The organism is Micromonospora sp. DT47, from assembly GCF_049844475.1.
Lineage (GTDB): Bacteria > Actinomycetota > Actinomycetes > Mycobacteriales > Micromonosporaceae > Micromonospora.
In genome coordinates this window covers 35,793-51,917 of record NZ_JBNCLC010000011.1, presented here as the reverse complement: position 1 = coordinate 51,917, position 16,125 = coordinate 35,793, and the positions used below count along the sequence as shown (strand labels likewise).

Genomic DNA, 16,125 nt, shown 5'->3' with positions numbered 1-16,125 from the left:
GCCGGTAACCTGCTCAGGCCGACGGCGCCGCCGGACCACCCATCGCCACGTCGTCCACCCGGATGTTGATCTCGTCGGCCCGCAGCCCGTACGCCTCGACGGCCGCCGTCACCGCGACCCGGACCGCGTCGGTCACCTGGGGCACCGGGTGGCCGACGGAGATCACCAGCACCAGGTTGACCACCGCCGCGCCGTTCGTCACGTGCGCCGAGCAGCCCCGTCGGGCGTCGCCGACCTGGTCCAGGCCGACCCGGTCGAACACGGCGTTGAAGAACCGGGCCACGTCGCCACCGAGCTCGGCCACCCCGGGCACCGACCGGGCGGCGGCCACCGCGATCTTCTCCACCACCTCGTCGGAGACCTGCGTCGTCCCGCCCGCCACCACGTCCGGAGTCATCGACAGCTCCTGGGTCGCCTCGTCAGCCATGGTCTCCCCACACCCTCGCTCCCCCCACGGTTCCGTGGAGCGGTGCGAGCGTACTAGGAGATCGGAGTCCGGAGTGGACGCGCTCACCCCCGGGCCCGCCCCTCGGCGATCCGGCGCGGCGCCTCCGGCGTCGCCAGCTCGCCCCGCAGCTCCGGGTGGGCGTGGTAGAACGCCAGCGCGGCCAGGACCGTGGCTGGGTCGGTGGCCAGCCAGAGGGTACGGACCACCAGCCGGGGCAGCTCCCGCGCGTCCGCCGTGCCGAACCAGCCGGTGTACCGGCGGACCACGGTGTCCGGCGACGGGGCGGCGTCGACCACGATGACCGGCGTACCCGCCCGGACCCCGGCCCCGACCCCGTGGACCGCGTACCAGGGGACGACGTGCAGATGGACCAGGCCGCGGTGGGCGATCCCGGCCGGCGAGACCGTCACCGCGCCGGCTCCCACCCGCAGCACGGTGACCAGAAACCAGCCGGTCAGCCCCAGCAGGACCGCGAGGCCGACCGCGCCCACCCGCCCGGCCGTGCCTCCCTGGGCCGCCGCGGCGAGCACCACCGCCGCACCGATCGCCAGGCAGAGCACCAGCAGCGCCGTCATCCAGTAGTACGCCCAGCGGGAATAGCCGAACCGCACGCCGACCGTGCCGTCGGGAGTCCGGGCCGACGTGACGTGCCGCGCGGAGCGCCGGCGCGGCAGCCACACCACGGCGAGGAAACCCAGCAGGTGCGCGAAGAGGACCGCCCCGGCCACGCCCAGCACGACTCCGGACCCGTCCCGGTCGCCGACCGCTGACACCGCGATCCCCAACGCGCAGAGGAGCATGCCGACGAAGAACAGCAGCGCCAGCAGACGAAGCGGTGACCACCGGGGGCCGACCCCGTCGACCCGCCACGGGGCCTCCCGGTCGCCGAGCCCCGCCGGCATCCCGTCCGCCCCCATGGCCCTCACCCCGTCGATCGACGTCGACAGATGCTGTACCCGGCTGGGCCCGCGGTCAATCCCGTCAGGAGCCGAGCTGGGCGAGCAGCTCGTCCGCCGCCGCGTACGGGTCGATGGCGCCCTCGGCCACCTTGGCGGCGAGCGTCGTCAGCTCCGTACCGTCGCGCAGCGAGCCGATCCGGGCGCGGAGGACGCCGAGCGCGATCGCCTCGACCTCGGCGGCGGCCCGCGCCTCCCGGCGGCGGCGCAGCTCGTCGTGCTGCTCCAGCCAGCCGCGGTGCTTGTCGATCGCGGCGGCGATGTCGTCGATGCCCTCGCCGCGCACGGCGATCGCGCGGACCACCTGCGGGCGCCAGTCCCCCGGCCCGCGCTCACCGAGGGCGATCATGCCCTGGATGTCGCGGACGGTCGCGTCGGCGCCGTCCCGGTCGGCCTTGTTGACCACGAAGACGTCGGCGATTTCCAGGATGCCGGCCTTGACCGCCTGGATCGCGTCGCCCATCCCCGGGGCGAGCAGCACCAGCGTGGTGTCGGCCAGCGAGGCCACCTCCACCTCGGCCTGCCCGACGCCGACCGTCTCCACCAGCACCACGTCGCAGCCGGCGCCCTCCAGCACCCGGACCGCCTGCGGGGTCGCGGCGGAGAGCCCGCCCAGGTGGCCCCGGCTCGACATCGAGCGGATGTAGACGCCGGGGTCGGTGGCGTGGTCCTGCATCCGGACCCGGTCACCGAGGATGGCCCCGCCGGTGAACGGGCTGGACGGGTCGATGGCCAGCACCCCGACCCGGTGGCCGCGCGCCCGCAGCGCCCGGACCAGCTCGTTGGTGGTGGTCGACTTGCCCACCCCCGGGGACCCGGTCAGGCCCACCACCTGGGCCTGACCGGCGTACGGCGCGAGGGCCGCCGCGACCTGCGGCAGCACCTCGTCGCCGGACTCGACCAGGGTGATCAGGCGGGCCACCGCGCGGGGGTCACCCGCGCGGGCCCGCTCCACCAGCATCGGTACGTCCCGACTGCGGCGCACCGATCCGGTGGCCGCCGCCGGGACGTGGTCGACCGCATCGCTCACTGCTGGGTCTCGCCGCCGTTCGGGACGTGGATGATCAGCGCGTCACCCTGACCGCCGCCGCCGCAGAGCGCGGCCGCGCCGGTGCCACCGCCCCGCCGCCTGAGCTCCAGCGCGAGGGTGAGCACCAGCCGGGCGCCGGACATGCCGATCGGGTGGCCGAGCGCGATCGCGCCGCCGTTGACGTTGACCTTGTCGGTGCTGATCCCGAGGTCCCGTGCGGACTGGATGCCGACCTGGGCGAACGCCTCGTTGATCTCGATGAGGTCGAGGTCGGCGACGCTCAGGCCGCCCTTCTTCAGGGCGTGGTTGATCGCGTTCGAGGGCTGCGAGTGCAGGGAGTTGTCCGGGCCGGCCACGTTGCCGTGGGCGCCGATCTCGGCCAGCCAGGTCAGCCCCAGCTCCTTCGCCTTGGCCTTGCTCATCACGACCACGGCGGCGGCGCCGTCGGAGATCGGCGAGGAGCTGCCGGCGGTGATGGTGCCGTCCTTGGCGAACGCCGGGCGGAGCTTGCCCAGCGACTCGGCGGTGGTGTCCGGGCGAATGCCCTCGTCCTCGCTGATCACCAGCGGGTCGCCCTTGCGCTGCGGGATGATCACCGGGGTGATCTCGTCGGCGAAGTGGCCGTTCTTCTGCGCGGCGGCGGCCCGCTGGTGGCTGGCCGCCGCGAAGGCGTCCTGCTCCTCCCGGGTGATGCCGTGCCGGGCGCCGTGCCGCTCGGTGGACTCGCCCATCGAGCAGCAGTCCCAGGCGTCGCTGAGCCCGTCCAGCGCCATGTGGTCCTTGACCGCGACGTCGCCGTACTTGTAGCCGGAGCGCTGGCCGAGCAGCAGGTGCGGGGCGTTGGTCATCGACTCCATGCCGCCGGCCACCACGATGTCGAACTCGCCGGCCCGGATCAGCTGGTCGGCCAGGGCGATCGCGTCCAGGCCGGAGAGGCAGACCTTGTTGATGGTCAGCGCCGGCACGGACATCGGGATACCGGCCTCGACGGCCGCCTGACGGGCCGGGATCTGCCCGGCACCGGCCTGGAGCACCTGGCCCATGATCACGTACTGCACTTGATCGGGGGCGACGCCGGCCCGCTCCAGCGCCGACTTGATCGCGACGCCGCCGAGCTTCGTCGCCGGGAGGTCCTTGAGGTTGCCGAGCAGGCGACCCATTGGGGTCCGCGCGCCGCTGACGATCACCGAAGCCATTGCCTGCCTCCGAGGGGGGTGCCGACCTGTACGCCTTAACGATTGTTCGGTCAGACTAGCGCCATGGTTGAGAACTCCCCCGCCGAGCCCGCTGCCGACTTCGTCACAGACATCGGCCTGCGCCGTATCGACCACGTCGGGGTCGCGGTCGCCGACCTGGACGCCGCGATCGACTTCTACCAGCGGACCTTCGGCATGCGCTGCGTGCACACCGAGACCAACACCGAGCAGGGCGTCCGCGAGGCGATGCTGGCCGTCGGCCCGACCACCGAGGGCGGCTGCGTGCAGCTGCTCGCCCCGCTGACCCCGGAGTCGACGATCGCGAAGTTCCTGGACCGCAGCGGCCCGGGCGTGCAGCAGGTGGCCTACACGGTGGCCGACATCGACGCGACCTGCGCGGCGCTGCGCGAGCGCGGCGTCCGGCTGCTCTACGAGACCCCGAAGCGGGGCACCGCCGACTCCCGAATCAACTTCGTGCACCCGAAGGACGCCGGCGGCGTGCTGGTCGAGCTGGTCGAACCGGCCGCCAGGGGCCACTGACCGGCGCCTCCGCCCGCCGATCGCGGCATGTCGCGGTGTCCGGGCCGCTGGACAGCGCGACATGCCGCAACCGCCGCGGCTGACCGGCCGCGTGCCGGGCGGGGCGGCGGGCGGCGGGCGGCGTCCCAGTCGACGGGACAGCGTGCGGCCGTGCGCGGTTCACCGTTCCCACGGACACCTCCACGCATCGGCCAATGCAGTTTTTCACAGAGGGCTTCCGGCCCTAGCTACCGTTCAGTAACGTTCCGGCCCACAGGAGCGCGACCGGTGCCGGATGTGTCGATTGCCGACATGGCGGTCGGTCGCACCGGCGCCGACGATGGCAGCACCCGTGCCCCCGGCGTGGGTGCGGACGAACGGGAGGTCACCGTGCAGGACATCCTCGAAGCGATCATGGCGGCGGAAGGCTCCGACCAGCCGGAGCGGGAGCTCGCCGGTCTCGCCGGGCTGCCGGTACCGGAGACCTACCGGGGCGTGGTGGTCCGCGCGGAGGACACCCGGATGTTCGACGGGATGGCCACCCGCGACAAGGACCCGCGCAAGGCGCTGCACCTGCAGGAGGTGCCCACCCCGGAGCTCGGCCCGGGCGAGGCGCTGGTCGCGGTGATGGCCAGCGCGATCAACTACAACACGGTGTGGACCAGCATCTTCGAGCCGCTGCCCACCTTCAAGTTCCTCCAGCGCTACGGCCGGCTCTCCGAGCTGACCCGCCGGCACGACCTGCCGTACCACGTGATCGGCTCGGACGCGGCCGGCGTGGTGCTGCGCACCGGCCCCGGCGTGACCAAGTGGAAGGCCGGCGACGAGGTCGTCGCGCACTGCCTGTCGGTGGAGCTGGAGGACGCGGCCGGCCACGACGACACCATGCTCGACCCGCAGCAGCGGATCTGGGGCTTCGAGACCAACTTCGGCGGCCTCGCCGAGGTGGCCGTGGTCAAGGCCAACCAGCTGATGCCGAAGCCGCGCCACCTGACCTGGGAGGAGGCGGCCAGCCCCGGCCTGGTCAACTCCACCGCGTACCGGCAACTGGTCTCGCACCACGGGGCGAACATGAAGCAGGGTGACGTCGTGCTGATCTGGGGCGCCTCCGGCGGCCTGGGCGGCTACGCCACCCAGATGGCGCTCAACGGCGGGGCGATCCCGGTCTGCGTGGTCTCCTCACCCGAGAAGGCCGAGCTGTGCCGGAAGATGGGCGCCGAGCTGGTCATCGACCGGGCCGCCGAGGGCTTCCGGTTCTGGAAGGACGAGGAGACCCAGGACCCGGACGAGTGGCGCCGCTTCGGCGAGCGGATCCGCGAGCTGACCGGCGGCGAGGACCCGGACATCGTCTTCGAGCACCCGGGCCGGGAGACCTTCGGCGCCAGCGTCTACGTGGCCAAGCGCGGCGGCACCATCGTCACCTGCGCCTCCACCAGCGGCTACCAGCACCAGTACGACAACCGCTACCTGTGGATGCACCTGAAGCGGATCGTCGGCAGCCACTTCGCCAACTACCACGAGGCGTGGCAGGCCAACCGCCTCGTCGCGCTGGGGCAGATCCACCCGACCGTGTCGAAGACCTACCCGCTGGCGCAGACCGGCCAGGCCGCGTACGAGGTGCACCGCAACGCCCACCAGGGCAAGGTCGGCGTGCGCTGCCTCGCCCCCACGGACGGGCTCGGCGTGCGCGACGCCGAGCTGCGCTCTCGCCACGAGACCGCGATCAACCGGTTCCGGGGGCACTGAGCCGTCCGGGGGAGGCCGGGATGTCCATTGCGGTGACCGGCCATTGCCTTTCCACACGGCCGCCGTACCCCCATTCGAGTGACGCCGGAGAAAGGGCCGCGGGCATCGTCCCGCGGCCCTTTCCCGCTCACCATGCGTGACGCCCGTCCCGCCCGGGACCTGCCAAGATCGCCGTTTGGTCCGGTCCACCGGGCACCCCGAAGTTGACCATGTAAAGAGGACGCGAAAGCTCGGGACCGCTCTTGCGAACGACCCCGGGGGGTCTGCGAGTATGTCCCAATGCCCCAGCAGCAGTCCTCTCCTCTCGCGTTCTTCGATAACGCGAACTCGCAGCCAGATTTCACCGTTGGCCTGCGCGGATACAACACCCACCAGGTCGACGACTTCATCGGTCGGATGACCGCCGCGCTGACCCAGTCCGAGCAGGCCCGGGCCGAAGCCGAGCAGCGGATGAACGACGCCCAGCGTCGGCTCCGCCAGGCCGAGCAGCGGCAGTCCGCGCTCGAGCAGAAGCTCACCGACACCAGCAAGCAGCTCGAGGAGAACAGCCGGCCGACCCTCTCCGGTCTCGGCACCCGCGTCGAGCAGATCCTCCGGTTGGCCGAGGAGCAGGCCAACGACCACCGCAACGAGGCGAAGCGCGAGTCCGAGGGCATCCTCTCCGCGGCACGCCTCGAGGCGCGGGAGATCACCGACAAGGCCCGGGCCGAGGCGGCCGCGATGAAGGCCACCGCCGAGCGCGAGGCCGGCAGCGCCCGTACCGCCGCCGAGCGGGAGGCCGCCGAGGTCCGGGTGCAGGCCCGCCGGGAGGCCGACACGCTGCGCGCCGACGCCGACCGGGAGACCAAGCAGCTGCGTACGGTCACCGCGCACGAGGTGGCCGAGCTGAAGTCGACGGTCGAGCGCGAGGTGGCCACCCTGCGCGCCACCGCCGAGCGGGAGATCACCCAGCAGCGGGCAAAGGCCGGGCGCGAGGCCGAGGAGAAGCGGGCCGAGGCGACCAAGCTGCTCACCGACGCCCGGGACAAGCGGGACAAGGACCTCCAGGCCCTCGAACTGCAGCTCGCCGAGCGGCGGGAGAAGGCCGAGCGCGAGGAGTCGGAGCGGCACGCCGCCCAGGTCGCGCAGACCCAGAAGCTGGTCGGCGAGGCCGAGCAGCGGGCCCGGGCCGCCCAGGAGCGGGCCAAGGAGATCGAGCAGCGGGCCGAGGCCCGCCGGGTCGACTCGGAGCGCACCGCCAACGAGACCGTCGACAAGGCCAAGGCGCTCGCCGAGAAGACCCTCAACGAGGCGAAGGCCGAGGCGAAGCGGCTGCTCACCGAGGCCCACACCGAGGCGGACCTGACCACGCAGGCGGCCCGCCGCGAGGTCGAGGACCTGACCCGACAGAAGAATGCCGTCACCTCCCAGCTCGGCCAGATGCTCTCCGGCCTCGCCGGGATCGTGCCGGGCCTGCCGGCCCAGCAGCCGGCCGCGGCGGCCAAGCCGGAGCCGGCCAAGGCCGACGCCGAGCAGCGGACGACCGCGGAGACGGCCAGCTGACCCACCGCACCGACGGGGCATGAGCCACGGCGCGGGGTGACACCGGGTGACCGGTTCCGCCCCGCGCCGTAGTCGTTTCCCACCACGTGACATCCACCCGCGCGGCACCAGTGAAGTACATCCCAACCGGGGCGTCCGTATCGCCCCAGGAGGGCCGGATGCGTGTGAGGATGGGGGCATGTCGCACGGCGAGGAACTGTTCGCTCTCGGCGGGGAAGTGACGACGGAGCCCAGCTTCGAGTCCGCTCTGCGGGGGTACGAGAAACGACAGGTCGACCGGTACGTCGCCCGCGCGGAGCATGAGATCGCGGCCCTGACGGCCGAGCGGGAACAGGCCTACACGCAGATCCACAAGCTGGCCGGCCAGGTCGAGCACCTCCAGCGGGACCTCGCCCAGGTGCGCAAGCAGGTGGGCGTGGTGGACCGGGCCTCGTTCAAACACCTCGGGCCCCGGGTCGAGCAGATCCTCGCCCTCGCCGAGGAGCAGGCGGACGCGATCCTCGCCGCCGCCAACGGAGAGATCGAGGCGCGCCGCGCCGCCGCCGAGCACATCATCGACGAGGCCCGCGAGCAGGCCGCCCAGGCACTCAAGGACTTCGAGATCGCGCTCGCCGCCCGGCGCGCCGAGGAGGAGCGGCACACCGCCGCCCGCAAGGCCGAGGCGGACGCCGCGGTCAAGAGCGCCAAGGACGACGCGGCCCGGCTGCGGACGACCGCCCGGGAGGAGTCGGCCCGGCTGCGGACGACCGCCCAGGAGGAGTCGACCCGGCTGCGGACGACCGCCCAGGAGGAGTCGACCCGGCTGCGCGACGCCGCCCAGGAGGCGCTGAAGAAGGCCCAGCGCGAGGCCACCCAGCTGCGCGACACGGCCAAGGAGATCCACACCCGGGCCCAGCAGGAGGCCACCAGGCTGCGCGAGACGGCCAAGGCGGCGCTGGCCAAGGCCCAGCAGGAGGCGACCCAGCTGCGCGACACGGCCAAGGAGGTGCACACCAAGGCCCAGCAGGAGGCCAAGCGGCTCACCGAATCGGCGGCCGAGGCGGGCCGGGCCACCCACGCCAAGGCCCTCCAGGAGGCGAAGCAGATCGTCGACGACGCCGAGGAGGCGGCGAAGGGCACCCGCGGCCGGTCCCGGCAGGAGGCGCACCGGCTGACCACCGAGGCCGCCGAGGCCGCCAAGCGCAACCGCGCCGACACCGAGGCGTACGTGCAGCGGATGCGCAGCGAGACCGAGGCGTACGTGCAGCACGCCAGGGCCCAGACGCAGCAGGAGCTGGGCGCCTGGCGGGCCGGGGTGGAGAAGGAGGTCAACGGCCGGCGGGAGGCCGCCGACCGGGAGCTGGCCCAGCGCCACGCCACCGCCGAGAAGGAGTACGCCAAGCGCCGCGACGAGCTGGACAAGCAGCACAAGACCCGGTCGGACGAGCTGGAACGCCAGCACACGACCCGGCACGACGAGCTGGAGCGGGAGTGGACCGCCCGGCGCGACGAGATCGAGTCGGGTGCCGCGGGGGTCCGCCGGGCGGCCGAGGCCGACGCGCTGACGATGCGCCGGCGGGCCGAGGTGGAGGCCGCCGAGCTGCTCCAGGGGGCCGAGACGGACGCGGCCGACAAGCGCCGCAAGGCCGACGAGCATGTGGCCGCCTCCCGCCGCCAGTTCGAGGAGTACGCGGCCACCACCCAGCAGCACCTGGCCACCACCCAGCAGCACCTCGCCGCGACCCAGCAGGAGGCGGCGGCGGGCCGCCAGCAGCTGGCCCAGGTGATGCTGGAGATCGCGCAGGCCCAGCAGCAGCTCGCCGACCTGCGGCAGGAGACCTGGCAGGCCCGGCAGGAGCACGACGAGGTGCAGCGGCAGATCACCGAGCTCCAACTGCGGAAGGTGACCGGCACGGCGGCCATACCCACGCTCGACGGGTCCGGGCCGGCGGCGGACGGCGCCAAGCCGACCCCGATGTCCGTCGCGGACGGCGCCAAGCCGACCCCCGCCCCTGCCGTCGAGGGCGCCAAGCCGGTCGCCGGCCCGAACGGCGGGGCGTCCAGGCCCAAGCCCGTCGCGGAGCCGGTGACCACCGTCGACGGCGGCACGGCCAACGCCGGCGTGGACGGTGAGCCGACCGTGGCGGCGGTGCCCGGCAACGGCGGCCGGGAAGCCGCCCCGACGAAGATCACCAGCACCGGGGAGAACGGCAAGCGGCCGACCAAGCCGACCACCGACGAGCGCAGCGCCAAGCCGAGCACTGTCACCGTCGAGTCCGACTGACCGGGGCCGTTCCGACCCGTGAGGTCGGAACGGTCGGTCCGGTCGCCGGCCGACGACGTCGAGCCCGGCCCGATCCGGCCGCACCCGTACCCCTGTTCGGCCGCCCGACCTCCCCGGAGATCCGGAGACCCCGGCGGGATCGACGCCCGGGGTGAGGGTGCCGGACCGGGGCCGCCACGCGGAGGGCTGGCCCGGGCACCTGTCGACCACTACCCTCCGGACAAGGGGGCCGCCCGGGCCACGCCACGGGACGGTCCGGCAGTTCCGGTCGTGCCCGCCGGAACGCGATCCGGGGAGGTCGGGTGGCACGGGACGAACCGCGGCGGGGCGTGCCCCGGGACGAAGCGATACCTGAGCCCGCCAGCTCCACCGCCACCGGCGGAGAGCGGACCGCGTCCCCCGACGAGGACCCCACGGACTTCGGGGCGCCCGGCCCGGCGGCCACCGCGTCGGGCCGCTTCGGCCGGCCCGGCCGCCCACTGCGCCAGAGCAGCTTCCTGACCGGCTTCACCGGCGCGCTCGGGGTGCTGCTGGCGTACACGGTCTATCTGGGCATCCGCAACGCCGGCGGCATCCTGGTCCTGGTGGTCATCGCGCTCTTCCTGGCGGTGGGGCTCAACCCGGCGGTGGTCCGACTACGCGGCTGGGGCCTGCCGCACGGCCTGGCCGTGGCGGTGGTCGCGCTCACCGTGGTGCTGCTGATCGCGGCTGGCCTGGTGGCGCTGGTACCACCGGTGGTCACCCAGACCGGGCAGTTCATCGACCAGCTGCCCAGCTACGTCGAGCAGCTGCGCCGCAACCACGCGGTCAACGACCTGGTGGAGCGGTACGACGTGATGGAGCGGGTGCAGGGGGCGGCGAACGCCGACACCATCGGCCGGGCGCTCGGCGGGGTGCTCGGCGGCGCACAGCTGGTCTTCGGCACGCTGTTCCGCGCGCTCACCGTGCTGGTGCTGACCATCTACTTCCTGGCCTACTTCGACAAGCTGCGCGCCCTCGGGTACGCGCTGGTGCCGCGCTCGCGCCGGCAGCGGGTGCAGCTGATCGGCGACGAGATCCTGGCCAAGGTCGGGGCGTACATGGTCGGGGCGCTGAGCATCGCCGTGCTGGCCGGGGCGACCACCTTCGTCTTCGCGCTGGTCGTCGGGCTGACGTACCCGTTCGCGCTGGCCGTGGTGGTCGCGGTGACCGACCTGATCCCGCAGATCGGCGCCACCCTCGGCGCGGTGATCGTGAGCGTGGTCGGGTTCGCCACCGGGCTGCCGGAGGGCATCGCCTGCGTGGTCTTCTTCCTGATCTACCAGCAGGTGGAGAACTACCTGATCTACCCGAAGGTGATGCGGCGTTCGGTGGAGGTCAACGAGGTGGCCGCCCTGCTGGCCGCGCTGCTCGGGGTGGCGTTGATGGGCGTGGTCGGCGCGCTGATCGCCATCCCCACGGTGGCCGCCCTCCAGCTGATCCTGCGCGAGGTGGTGCTGCCCCGGCAGCAGCGACGGTGAGCCGCCGGGCGACCACCCGCGAGCAGCTCGCTCAGGTTTCGATCAGGCGGCCGTCGGCCTCCTGGTACCCGGCCCCGGAATCCGGGCACACCCATCGGCCGTCGCCCTTGGCGACGAGCGGCTTGCCGGCGCGGCCGACCCAGCCGACCCGGCGCGCGGGCACGCCGACCACCAGCGCGAAGTCGGGCACGTCACGGGTCACCACTGCGCCGGCGGCGACCAGGGCCCAGCGGCCGACGGTCACCGGCGCCACACAGACCGCCCGGGCGCCGATCGCGGCCCCTTCGCCGATGGTGACGCCTACCGCCGTCCAATCGGCATCGCCCTTGAGGCAGCCGTCCGGAGTCACCGCCCGGGGGAATTCGTCGTTGGTGAGCACCGCCGCGGGCCCGATGAACACCCCGTCGCCCAGCCGGGCCGGCTCGTAGACCAGGGCGTAGTTCTGCAGTTTGACATTGTCGCCGAGGCGGACGCCGGGACCGACGTACGCACCCCGGCCGACGTTGCAGTCACGGCCGAGCGCGGCTTCCTCGCGGATCTGGGCGAGGTGCCAGATCCGGGTACCGCGTCCAATCACGGCCCGAGGGTCGACGTCGGCGCCGGCGGCCACGAACACGCCGTCCGGCGACGGCGTGGAGGCATCCCTCATCTCGTCCCTCTCTTGGCAGTGTGCCCAGCAGCCTACGTCGCAGGTCCGCGCGTGCCGGCCCACCACCCGCCGTCCGACGGCGGAACGGACCGACGGACGGTCCGGACAAGGCCGGTCATCGTCCAGCCCCCACCGACAGTGGATCAGCGCCGACCAGGAGGAGAGGCGACGACAGCCGAACGTACCGGCGTACCCATCGGCTCTGACCAAAATCCGTCAATGCCCTCGCACTCTCTCACCGGCGATCGTTAGCTTGCCGAGGATCCCTGGTGCGGGCAGGCCGGGCGCTCACTGTGGAGACGCGTGACCGCCAGTGCAGGTCATCACCCGGACCGGCCGACGAAGCCCCGCTCGACGACAGAACGGATCCCCGTGACTGCTCAGCCCGCCACGCCCGACGAGCCCGTCGGCGTCGCTGTGATCGGTGCCGGCTACTGGGGCCCGAACCTCGTCCGCAACTTCATGGCCACGTCTTCGTTCCGCCTGCGCTGGCTCTGTGACCTCGACATTGGACGGGCACGATCGGTGCTCGGTGAGTACTCGAAGGTCCGGGCCTCCGACGACCTCGCCGAGGTGCTCGCCGACGAGGAGGTGCAAGCGGTTGCCGTGGCCACGCCCGCGGGCACGCACCTGCGGGTGGCACTGGCAGCGCTGCAGGCCGGCAAGCACGTGCTCGTGGAGAAGCCGCTCGCCGCCACCTACGACGAGGGGCGGCGGCTGGTCGAGGAGGCGGAGCGCCGAGGGCTCACCCTCATGTGTGACCACACGTACTGCTACACCCCGGCCGTGCTGCGGATCCGTGAGCTGGTGCACTCGGGGGAACTGGGTGAGCTGCACTTCCTCGATTCGGTGCGGATCAACCTTGGCCTCGTGCAGAAGGACATCGACGTCATGTGGGACCTGGCCCCACATGATCTGTCCATCATCGACTTCGTTCTGCCGCCCGGTGTCCACCCCACGGCTGTCGCCGCGCATGGCGCCGACGGCATCGGTGCCGGCCGCGCCTGTGTGGCCTACCTGACGCTGCAGCTCAACACGGGCGCGGTCGCGCACCTACACGTCAACTGGCTCTCCCCGGTGAAGATTCGCACCACCATCGTGGGCGGCTCGAAACGGACCATCGTCTGGGACGACCTCAACCCGAGCCAGCGGTTGTCGGTGTTCGACCGGGGCGTCGACGTGGCCACCCGCGAGGAACTGGGCGCGGATCAACGGCGTGACATGCTGATCTCCTACCGCTCGGGGGACATGGTCGCGCCGGCACTGACCGAGAGGGAGGCGCTGCGCACGATGGTCGACGAGTACGCGCGGGCGATCACCACGGGCGCACCGGCGCTCACCGATGGCCGGGCTGGCCTGCGGGTGCTGGAGATCCTGGAGGCCGCTTCACGCAGCCTCGGGCAGGGCGGACGGATGATCAAGTTGAGTGAGGGGCACCTGGCGTGACGGGCGTACAGATCGAGGGCGCACGAGCCCTCGTCACCGGCGGTGCGGGCACGATCGGCTCGCACGTCGTCGACGAACTGGTCCGGGGCGGGGCGGCGGAGATCGTCGTGCTGGACAACCTCGTCCGGGGCAGGCGCGCCAACCTGGGATGGGCGTTGGAGAACGGGCCAGTCCGGCTCGTCGAGGGGGACATCCGGGACGCCGCGCTCGTCCATCAGGTAACCAGGGGCAAGGACCTGGTCTTCCACCTGGCGGCGATCCGCATCACCCAGTGCGCCGAGGAACCCCGACTGGCCAACGAGGTACTCGTCGGCGGCACGTTCAACGTGCTGGAGGCGGCCGCCGCGGAGCGGGTCGGCAAGGTGGTGGCCTCGTCCTCGGCATCGGTCTACGGGCTGGCCGAGCAGTTCCCCACCACCGAGCGGCACCATCCGTACAACAACGACACCTTCTACGGCGCCGCCAAGGCGTTCAACGAGGGCATGCTGCGCAGCTTCCACAGCATGTACGGGCTGGACTACGTGGCTCTGCGCTACTTCAACGTGTACGGCCCGCGGATGGACATCCACGGCCTCTACACCGAGGTGCTGATCCGCTGGATGGAGCGGATCGAGTCCGGCACGTCGCCGCTCATCCTCGGCGACGGCCTGCAGACCATGGACTTCGTGCACGTCGCCGACATCGCGCGCGCCAACATCCTGGCGGCGCGGGCCGACGTCACCGATGACATCTTCAACATCGCCAGCGGCACCGAGACCAGCCTCAAGCAGCTGGCCCGGGCGCTCAGCGAGGTCATGAAGTCCGACCTGGTCCCCGAGCACGGTCCCGCCCGCGCCGTGAACGGCGTGACGCGCCGGCTCGCCGACACGAGCGCGGCCGCCGACAAGCTCGGCTTCCGCGCCGGGATCGGCCTGCACGAGGGCCTGCAGGGCCTCGTCGACTGGTGGCGGAGTTCCCGGTGAGCACGACGAGTCAGCCGGCGAGCCCCGCCGATGTACGGGCCGCGGAGCCGCAGGCGCGCCGGATCCCGGTGATGATTCCCCTGCTCGGTGAGGAGGAGGCGGAAGCCGCCGCCGACGCCGTCCGCTCCGGCTGGGTCGCCCAGGGGCCGCGGGTCGCCCGCTTCGAACGCGAATTCGCCGCCGTCGTCGGGGCCGGGCACGGCGTCGCCGTCAGCTCCTGCACCACCGCCCTGCACCTGGCGCTCGTGGTGCTCGACGTCGGCCCGGGCGACGAGGTCATCGTGCCGTCGCTGTCCTTCATCGCCACCGCGAACGCGGTTCGATACGTCGGCGCGACGCCGGTCTTCGCGGACGTCGACCTGGCGACCGGCAACCTGACCGTCGAGACCGTCGACGCGGTGCGGACCCCGCGGACCCGGGCGGTCATCGCCGTCCACCAGGGAGGCGTGCCGTTCGACGTGGCCGCGCTGCGCAGGGCCGCCGACGGTTGGGGCGTCGGACTCGTCGAGGACGCCGCGTGCGCCGCCGGATCGACCGCGTACGGGCAGCCGGTGGGTGCCGGCGCCCACATCGCCGCCTGGTCGTTCCACCCGCGCAAGATCATCACGACCGGCGAGGGTGGCATGGTGACCGTCGACGACGTCGACCTGGCGGCCCGCCTGCGCCGCCTGCGCGAGCACGGCATGAACATCTCCGCCGCCGACCGGCACGCCAGTGCCCAGCCGGTCCTCGAGGCGTACCTGGAGACCGCCTACAACTACCGGATGACCGACATCCAGGCGGCGGTCGGGATCGTCCAGCTTGGCCGCCTCGCGGGGTTGGTCGCCCAGCGCCGGGCACTCGCCGCCCGCTACCAGCAGATGCTCGCCGACATCGACGGCGTGCTGCCGGTCCGGGATCCGGCCTACGGGCGGACGAACTACCAGTCCTTCTGGGTCCTGCTGACCCCGGCGTTCCGCGCCGGACGCGACGAGGTGCTCGCCGAGCTGGCCCGCCAGGGCGTCTCCGCCCGCCGGGGGATCATGGCCGCCCACCTGGAGCCGGCGTACGCGGACGTGCGGCCGGCGCCACTGCCGGTGACCGAGCGGCTGACCCGCGACTCGCTGATCCTGCCGCTGCACCACGCGCTGACCGAGGAGGACCAGCACCACGTGGTGGGCGTCCTGCACGCACTGGCGCGGGGATGAGAGACCTGGTCATCGTCGGCGCGGGCGGCTTCGCCCGCGAGGCGGCGTCCGCGGCGCTGGCGGCCAACCGGCTGCGCCCCACGTGGCGGCTCCGCGGGTTCGTCGACGACGATCCGGCCCTGCACGGCACGGAGCGGTCCGGGCTACCCGTGCTCGGCGGCCTCGACGTGGTCGCCGGGATGCCCGACGCCGCGGTGGTCGTCTGCGTCGGCAACTCGCGCAACTACGTGGTACGGGAACGGATCGTCCGGCGCCTCCACCTGCCGACCGACCGGTACGCCACCGTCGTGCACCCGGCCGCGGAGGTCGGCGCCGGATGCACCGTCGGGCCGGGCAGCGTGCTCCTGGCCGGCACGGTGCTCACCGCCGACGTGGCGGTCGGCAGCCACGTGGCGGTGATGCCGCAGGCGGTGCTGACGCACGACGACCGGGTCGACAGCTACGCCACCATCGCCTCGGGGGTTCGACTGGGCGGCGGCGCGGTGCTGGAGCGCGGCGCCTACCTCGGTGCCGGCGCGCTCGTCCGGGAGGGCGTCACGGTCGGCGCCTGGTCCCTCGTGGGCATGGGTTCGGTCGTGCTGCGCGACGTCCCGCCCGGGCAGGTGTGGGCCGGCATCCCGGCCCGCCAGCTACGCACCGCCGACCTTCCCGCCGAGCTGACGGCACCGTTGAGGAGTTGACA

At 72.9% G+C, this 16,125-nt stretch carries 14 protein-coding genes; 9 read left to right on the top strand and 5 right to left on the bottom strand.

Features of this window, described 5'->3' with window-relative positions; genetic code table 11:
• Positions 1-13 precede the first annotated feature (13 nt).
• The 4 genes from ACLQ2U_RS18430 to ACLQ2U_RS18415 form a co-directional block, all read right to left on the bottom strand.
• Entirely contained in the window at positions 14-427 is a 414-nt protein-coding gene (locus tag ACLQ2U_RS18430; RefSeq protein WP_425751912.1) for an Asp23/Gls24 family envelope stress response protein, read from the bottom strand.
• A gap of 83 nt (positions 428-510) precedes the next feature.
• Positions 511-1,365 carry a hypothetical protein gene (locus ACLQ2U_RS18425; protein ID WP_425751911.1) on the bottom strand — a complete coding sequence of 285 codons (855 nt, stop codon included), beginning with the start codon at positions 1,363-1,365 and terminating at the stop codon, positions 511-513.
• A gap of 64 nt (positions 1,366-1,429) precedes the next feature.
• On the bottom strand, positions 1,430-2,434 hold the full coding sequence (meaB, locus tag ACLQ2U_RS18420) for a methylmalonyl Co-A mutase-associated GTPase MeaB (protein WP_425751910.1): 1,005 nt from the start codon (positions 2,432-2,434) through the stop codon (positions 1,430-1,432).
• Positions 2,431-3,630, bottom strand: coding sequence for an acetyl-CoA C-acetyltransferase (locus ACLQ2U_RS18415; protein WP_425751909.1), 1,200 nt, complete (start codon positions 3,628-3,630; stop codon positions 2,431-2,433). The genes meaB and ACLQ2U_RS18415 overlap by 4 nt, the downstream gene beginning before the upstream one ends.
• A 63-nt stretch (positions 3,631-3,693) precedes the next feature.
• Between ACLQ2U_RS18415 and mce the strand changes: the two genes are divergently transcribed.
• The 5 genes from mce to ACLQ2U_RS18390 all read left to right on the top strand — a co-directional run bounded on the left by mce (position 3,694) and on the right by ACLQ2U_RS18390 (position 11,199).
• Positions 3,694-4,170 (top strand): methylmalonyl-CoA epimerase, encoded by a 477-nt coding sequence (gene mce, locus ACLQ2U_RS18410; RefSeq protein WP_425751908.1) that lies wholly within the window; start codon positions 3,694-3,696, stop codon positions 4,168-4,170.
• 369 nt (positions 4,171-4,539) lie between these two features.
• On the top strand, positions 4,540-5,895 hold the full coding sequence (gene ccrA, locus ACLQ2U_RS18405) for a crotonyl-CoA carboxylase/reductase (protein ID WP_425752053.1): 1,356 nt from the start codon (positions 4,540-4,542) through the stop codon (positions 5,893-5,895).
• A gap of 279 nt (positions 5,896-6,174) precedes the next feature.
• Positions 6,175-7,437 carry a cell division protein DivIVA gene (locus tag ACLQ2U_RS18400; protein ID WP_425751907.1) on the top strand — a complete coding sequence of 421 codons (1,263 nt, stop codon included), beginning with the start codon at positions 6,175-6,177 and terminating at the stop codon, positions 7,435-7,437.
• A 178-nt stretch (positions 7,438-7,615) separates the two neighbouring features.
• Positions 7,616-9,700, top strand: coding sequence for a hypothetical protein (locus ACLQ2U_RS18395; protein ID WP_425751906.1), 2,085 nt, complete (start codon positions 7,616-7,618; stop codon positions 9,698-9,700).
• Between the two features lie 302 nt (positions 9,701-10,002).
• Positions 10,003-11,199 (top strand): AI-2E family transporter, encoded by a 1,197-nt coding sequence (locus tag ACLQ2U_RS18390; protein WP_425751905.1) that lies wholly within the window; start codon positions 10,003-10,005, stop codon positions 11,197-11,199.
• A 31-nt stretch (positions 11,200-11,230) separates the two neighbouring features.
• Here ACLQ2U_RS18390 and ACLQ2U_RS18385 read toward each other — a convergent pair whose 3' ends face one another.
• The gene (locus ACLQ2U_RS18385) at positions 11,231-11,848 is read right to left on the bottom strand and encodes an acyltransferase (protein ID WP_425751904.1); all 618 of its coding nucleotides are present in this window, start codon (positions 11,846-11,848) and stop codon (positions 11,231-11,233) included.
• A gap of 372 nt (positions 11,849-12,220) precedes the next feature.
• On the opposite strand from ACLQ2U_RS18385, the gene ACLQ2U_RS18380 reads away from it, so the two are divergent.
• Genes ACLQ2U_RS18380 through ACLQ2U_RS18365 form a run of 4 tightly spaced genes read left to right on the top strand, consistent with a single transcriptional unit; the run spans position 12,221 to position 16,123 of the window.
• Positions 12,221-13,294: a Gfo/Idh/MocA family protein gene (locus tag ACLQ2U_RS18380; RefSeq protein ID WP_425751903.1), complete on the top strand. Its 1,074-nt coding sequence runs from the start codon at positions 12,221-12,223 to the stop codon at positions 13,292-13,294.
• Entirely contained in the window at positions 13,291-14,256 is a 966-nt protein-coding gene (locus tag ACLQ2U_RS18375) for an NAD-dependent epimerase/dehydratase family protein (RefSeq protein WP_425751902.1), read from the top strand. Before ACLQ2U_RS18380 ends, ACLQ2U_RS18375 begins: the two co-directional genes overlap by 4 nt.
• Entirely contained in the window at positions 14,253-15,443 is a 1,191-nt protein-coding gene (locus tag ACLQ2U_RS18370; RefSeq protein ID WP_425751901.1) for a DegT/DnrJ/EryC1/StrS family aminotransferase, read from the top strand. Before ACLQ2U_RS18375 ends, ACLQ2U_RS18370 begins: the two co-directional genes overlap by 4 nt.
• Positions 15,440-16,123, top strand: a complete 684-nt coding sequence (locus tag ACLQ2U_RS18365; protein ID WP_425751900.1) for an acetyltransferase — start codon at positions 15,440-15,442, stop codon at positions 16,121-16,123. The genes ACLQ2U_RS18370 and ACLQ2U_RS18365 overlap by 4 nt, the downstream gene beginning before the upstream one ends.
• Positions 16,124-16,125 lie beyond the last annotated feature (2 nt).

Coding starts and splice junctions, on each gene's coding strand:
- ACLQ2U_RS18400 (WP_425751907.1), top strand. CDS start 6,175: ATGCCCCAGCAGCAGTCCTCTCCTCTCGCGTTCTTCGATAACGCGAAC.
- mce (WP_425751908.1), top strand. CDS start 3,694: ATGGTTGAGAACTCCCCCGCCGAGCCCGCTGCCGACTTCGTCACAGAC.
- ACLQ2U_RS18415 (WP_425751909.1), bottom strand. CDS start 3,630: ATGGCTTCGGTGATCGTCAGCGGCGCGCGGACCCCAATGGGTCGCCTG.
- ACLQ2U_RS18365 (WP_425751900.1), top strand. CDS start 15,440: ATGAGAGACCTGGTCATCGTCGGCGCGGGCGGCTTCGCCCGCGAGGCG.
- ACLQ2U_RS18385 (WP_425751904.1), bottom strand. CDS start 11,848: ATGAGGGATGCCTCCACGCCGTCGCCGGACGGCGTGTTCGTGGCCGCC.
- ACLQ2U_RS18395 (WP_425751906.1), top strand. CDS start 7,616: ATGTCGCACGGCGAGGAACTGTTCGCTCTCGGCGGGGAAGTGACGACG.
- ACLQ2U_RS18430 (WP_425751912.1), bottom strand. CDS start 427: ATGGCTGACGAGGCGACCCAGGAGCTGTCGATGACTCCGGACGTGGTG.
- ACLQ2U_RS18425 (WP_425751911.1), bottom strand. CDS start 1,365: ATGGGGGCGGACGGGATGCCGGCGGGGCTCGGCGACCGGGAGGCCCCG.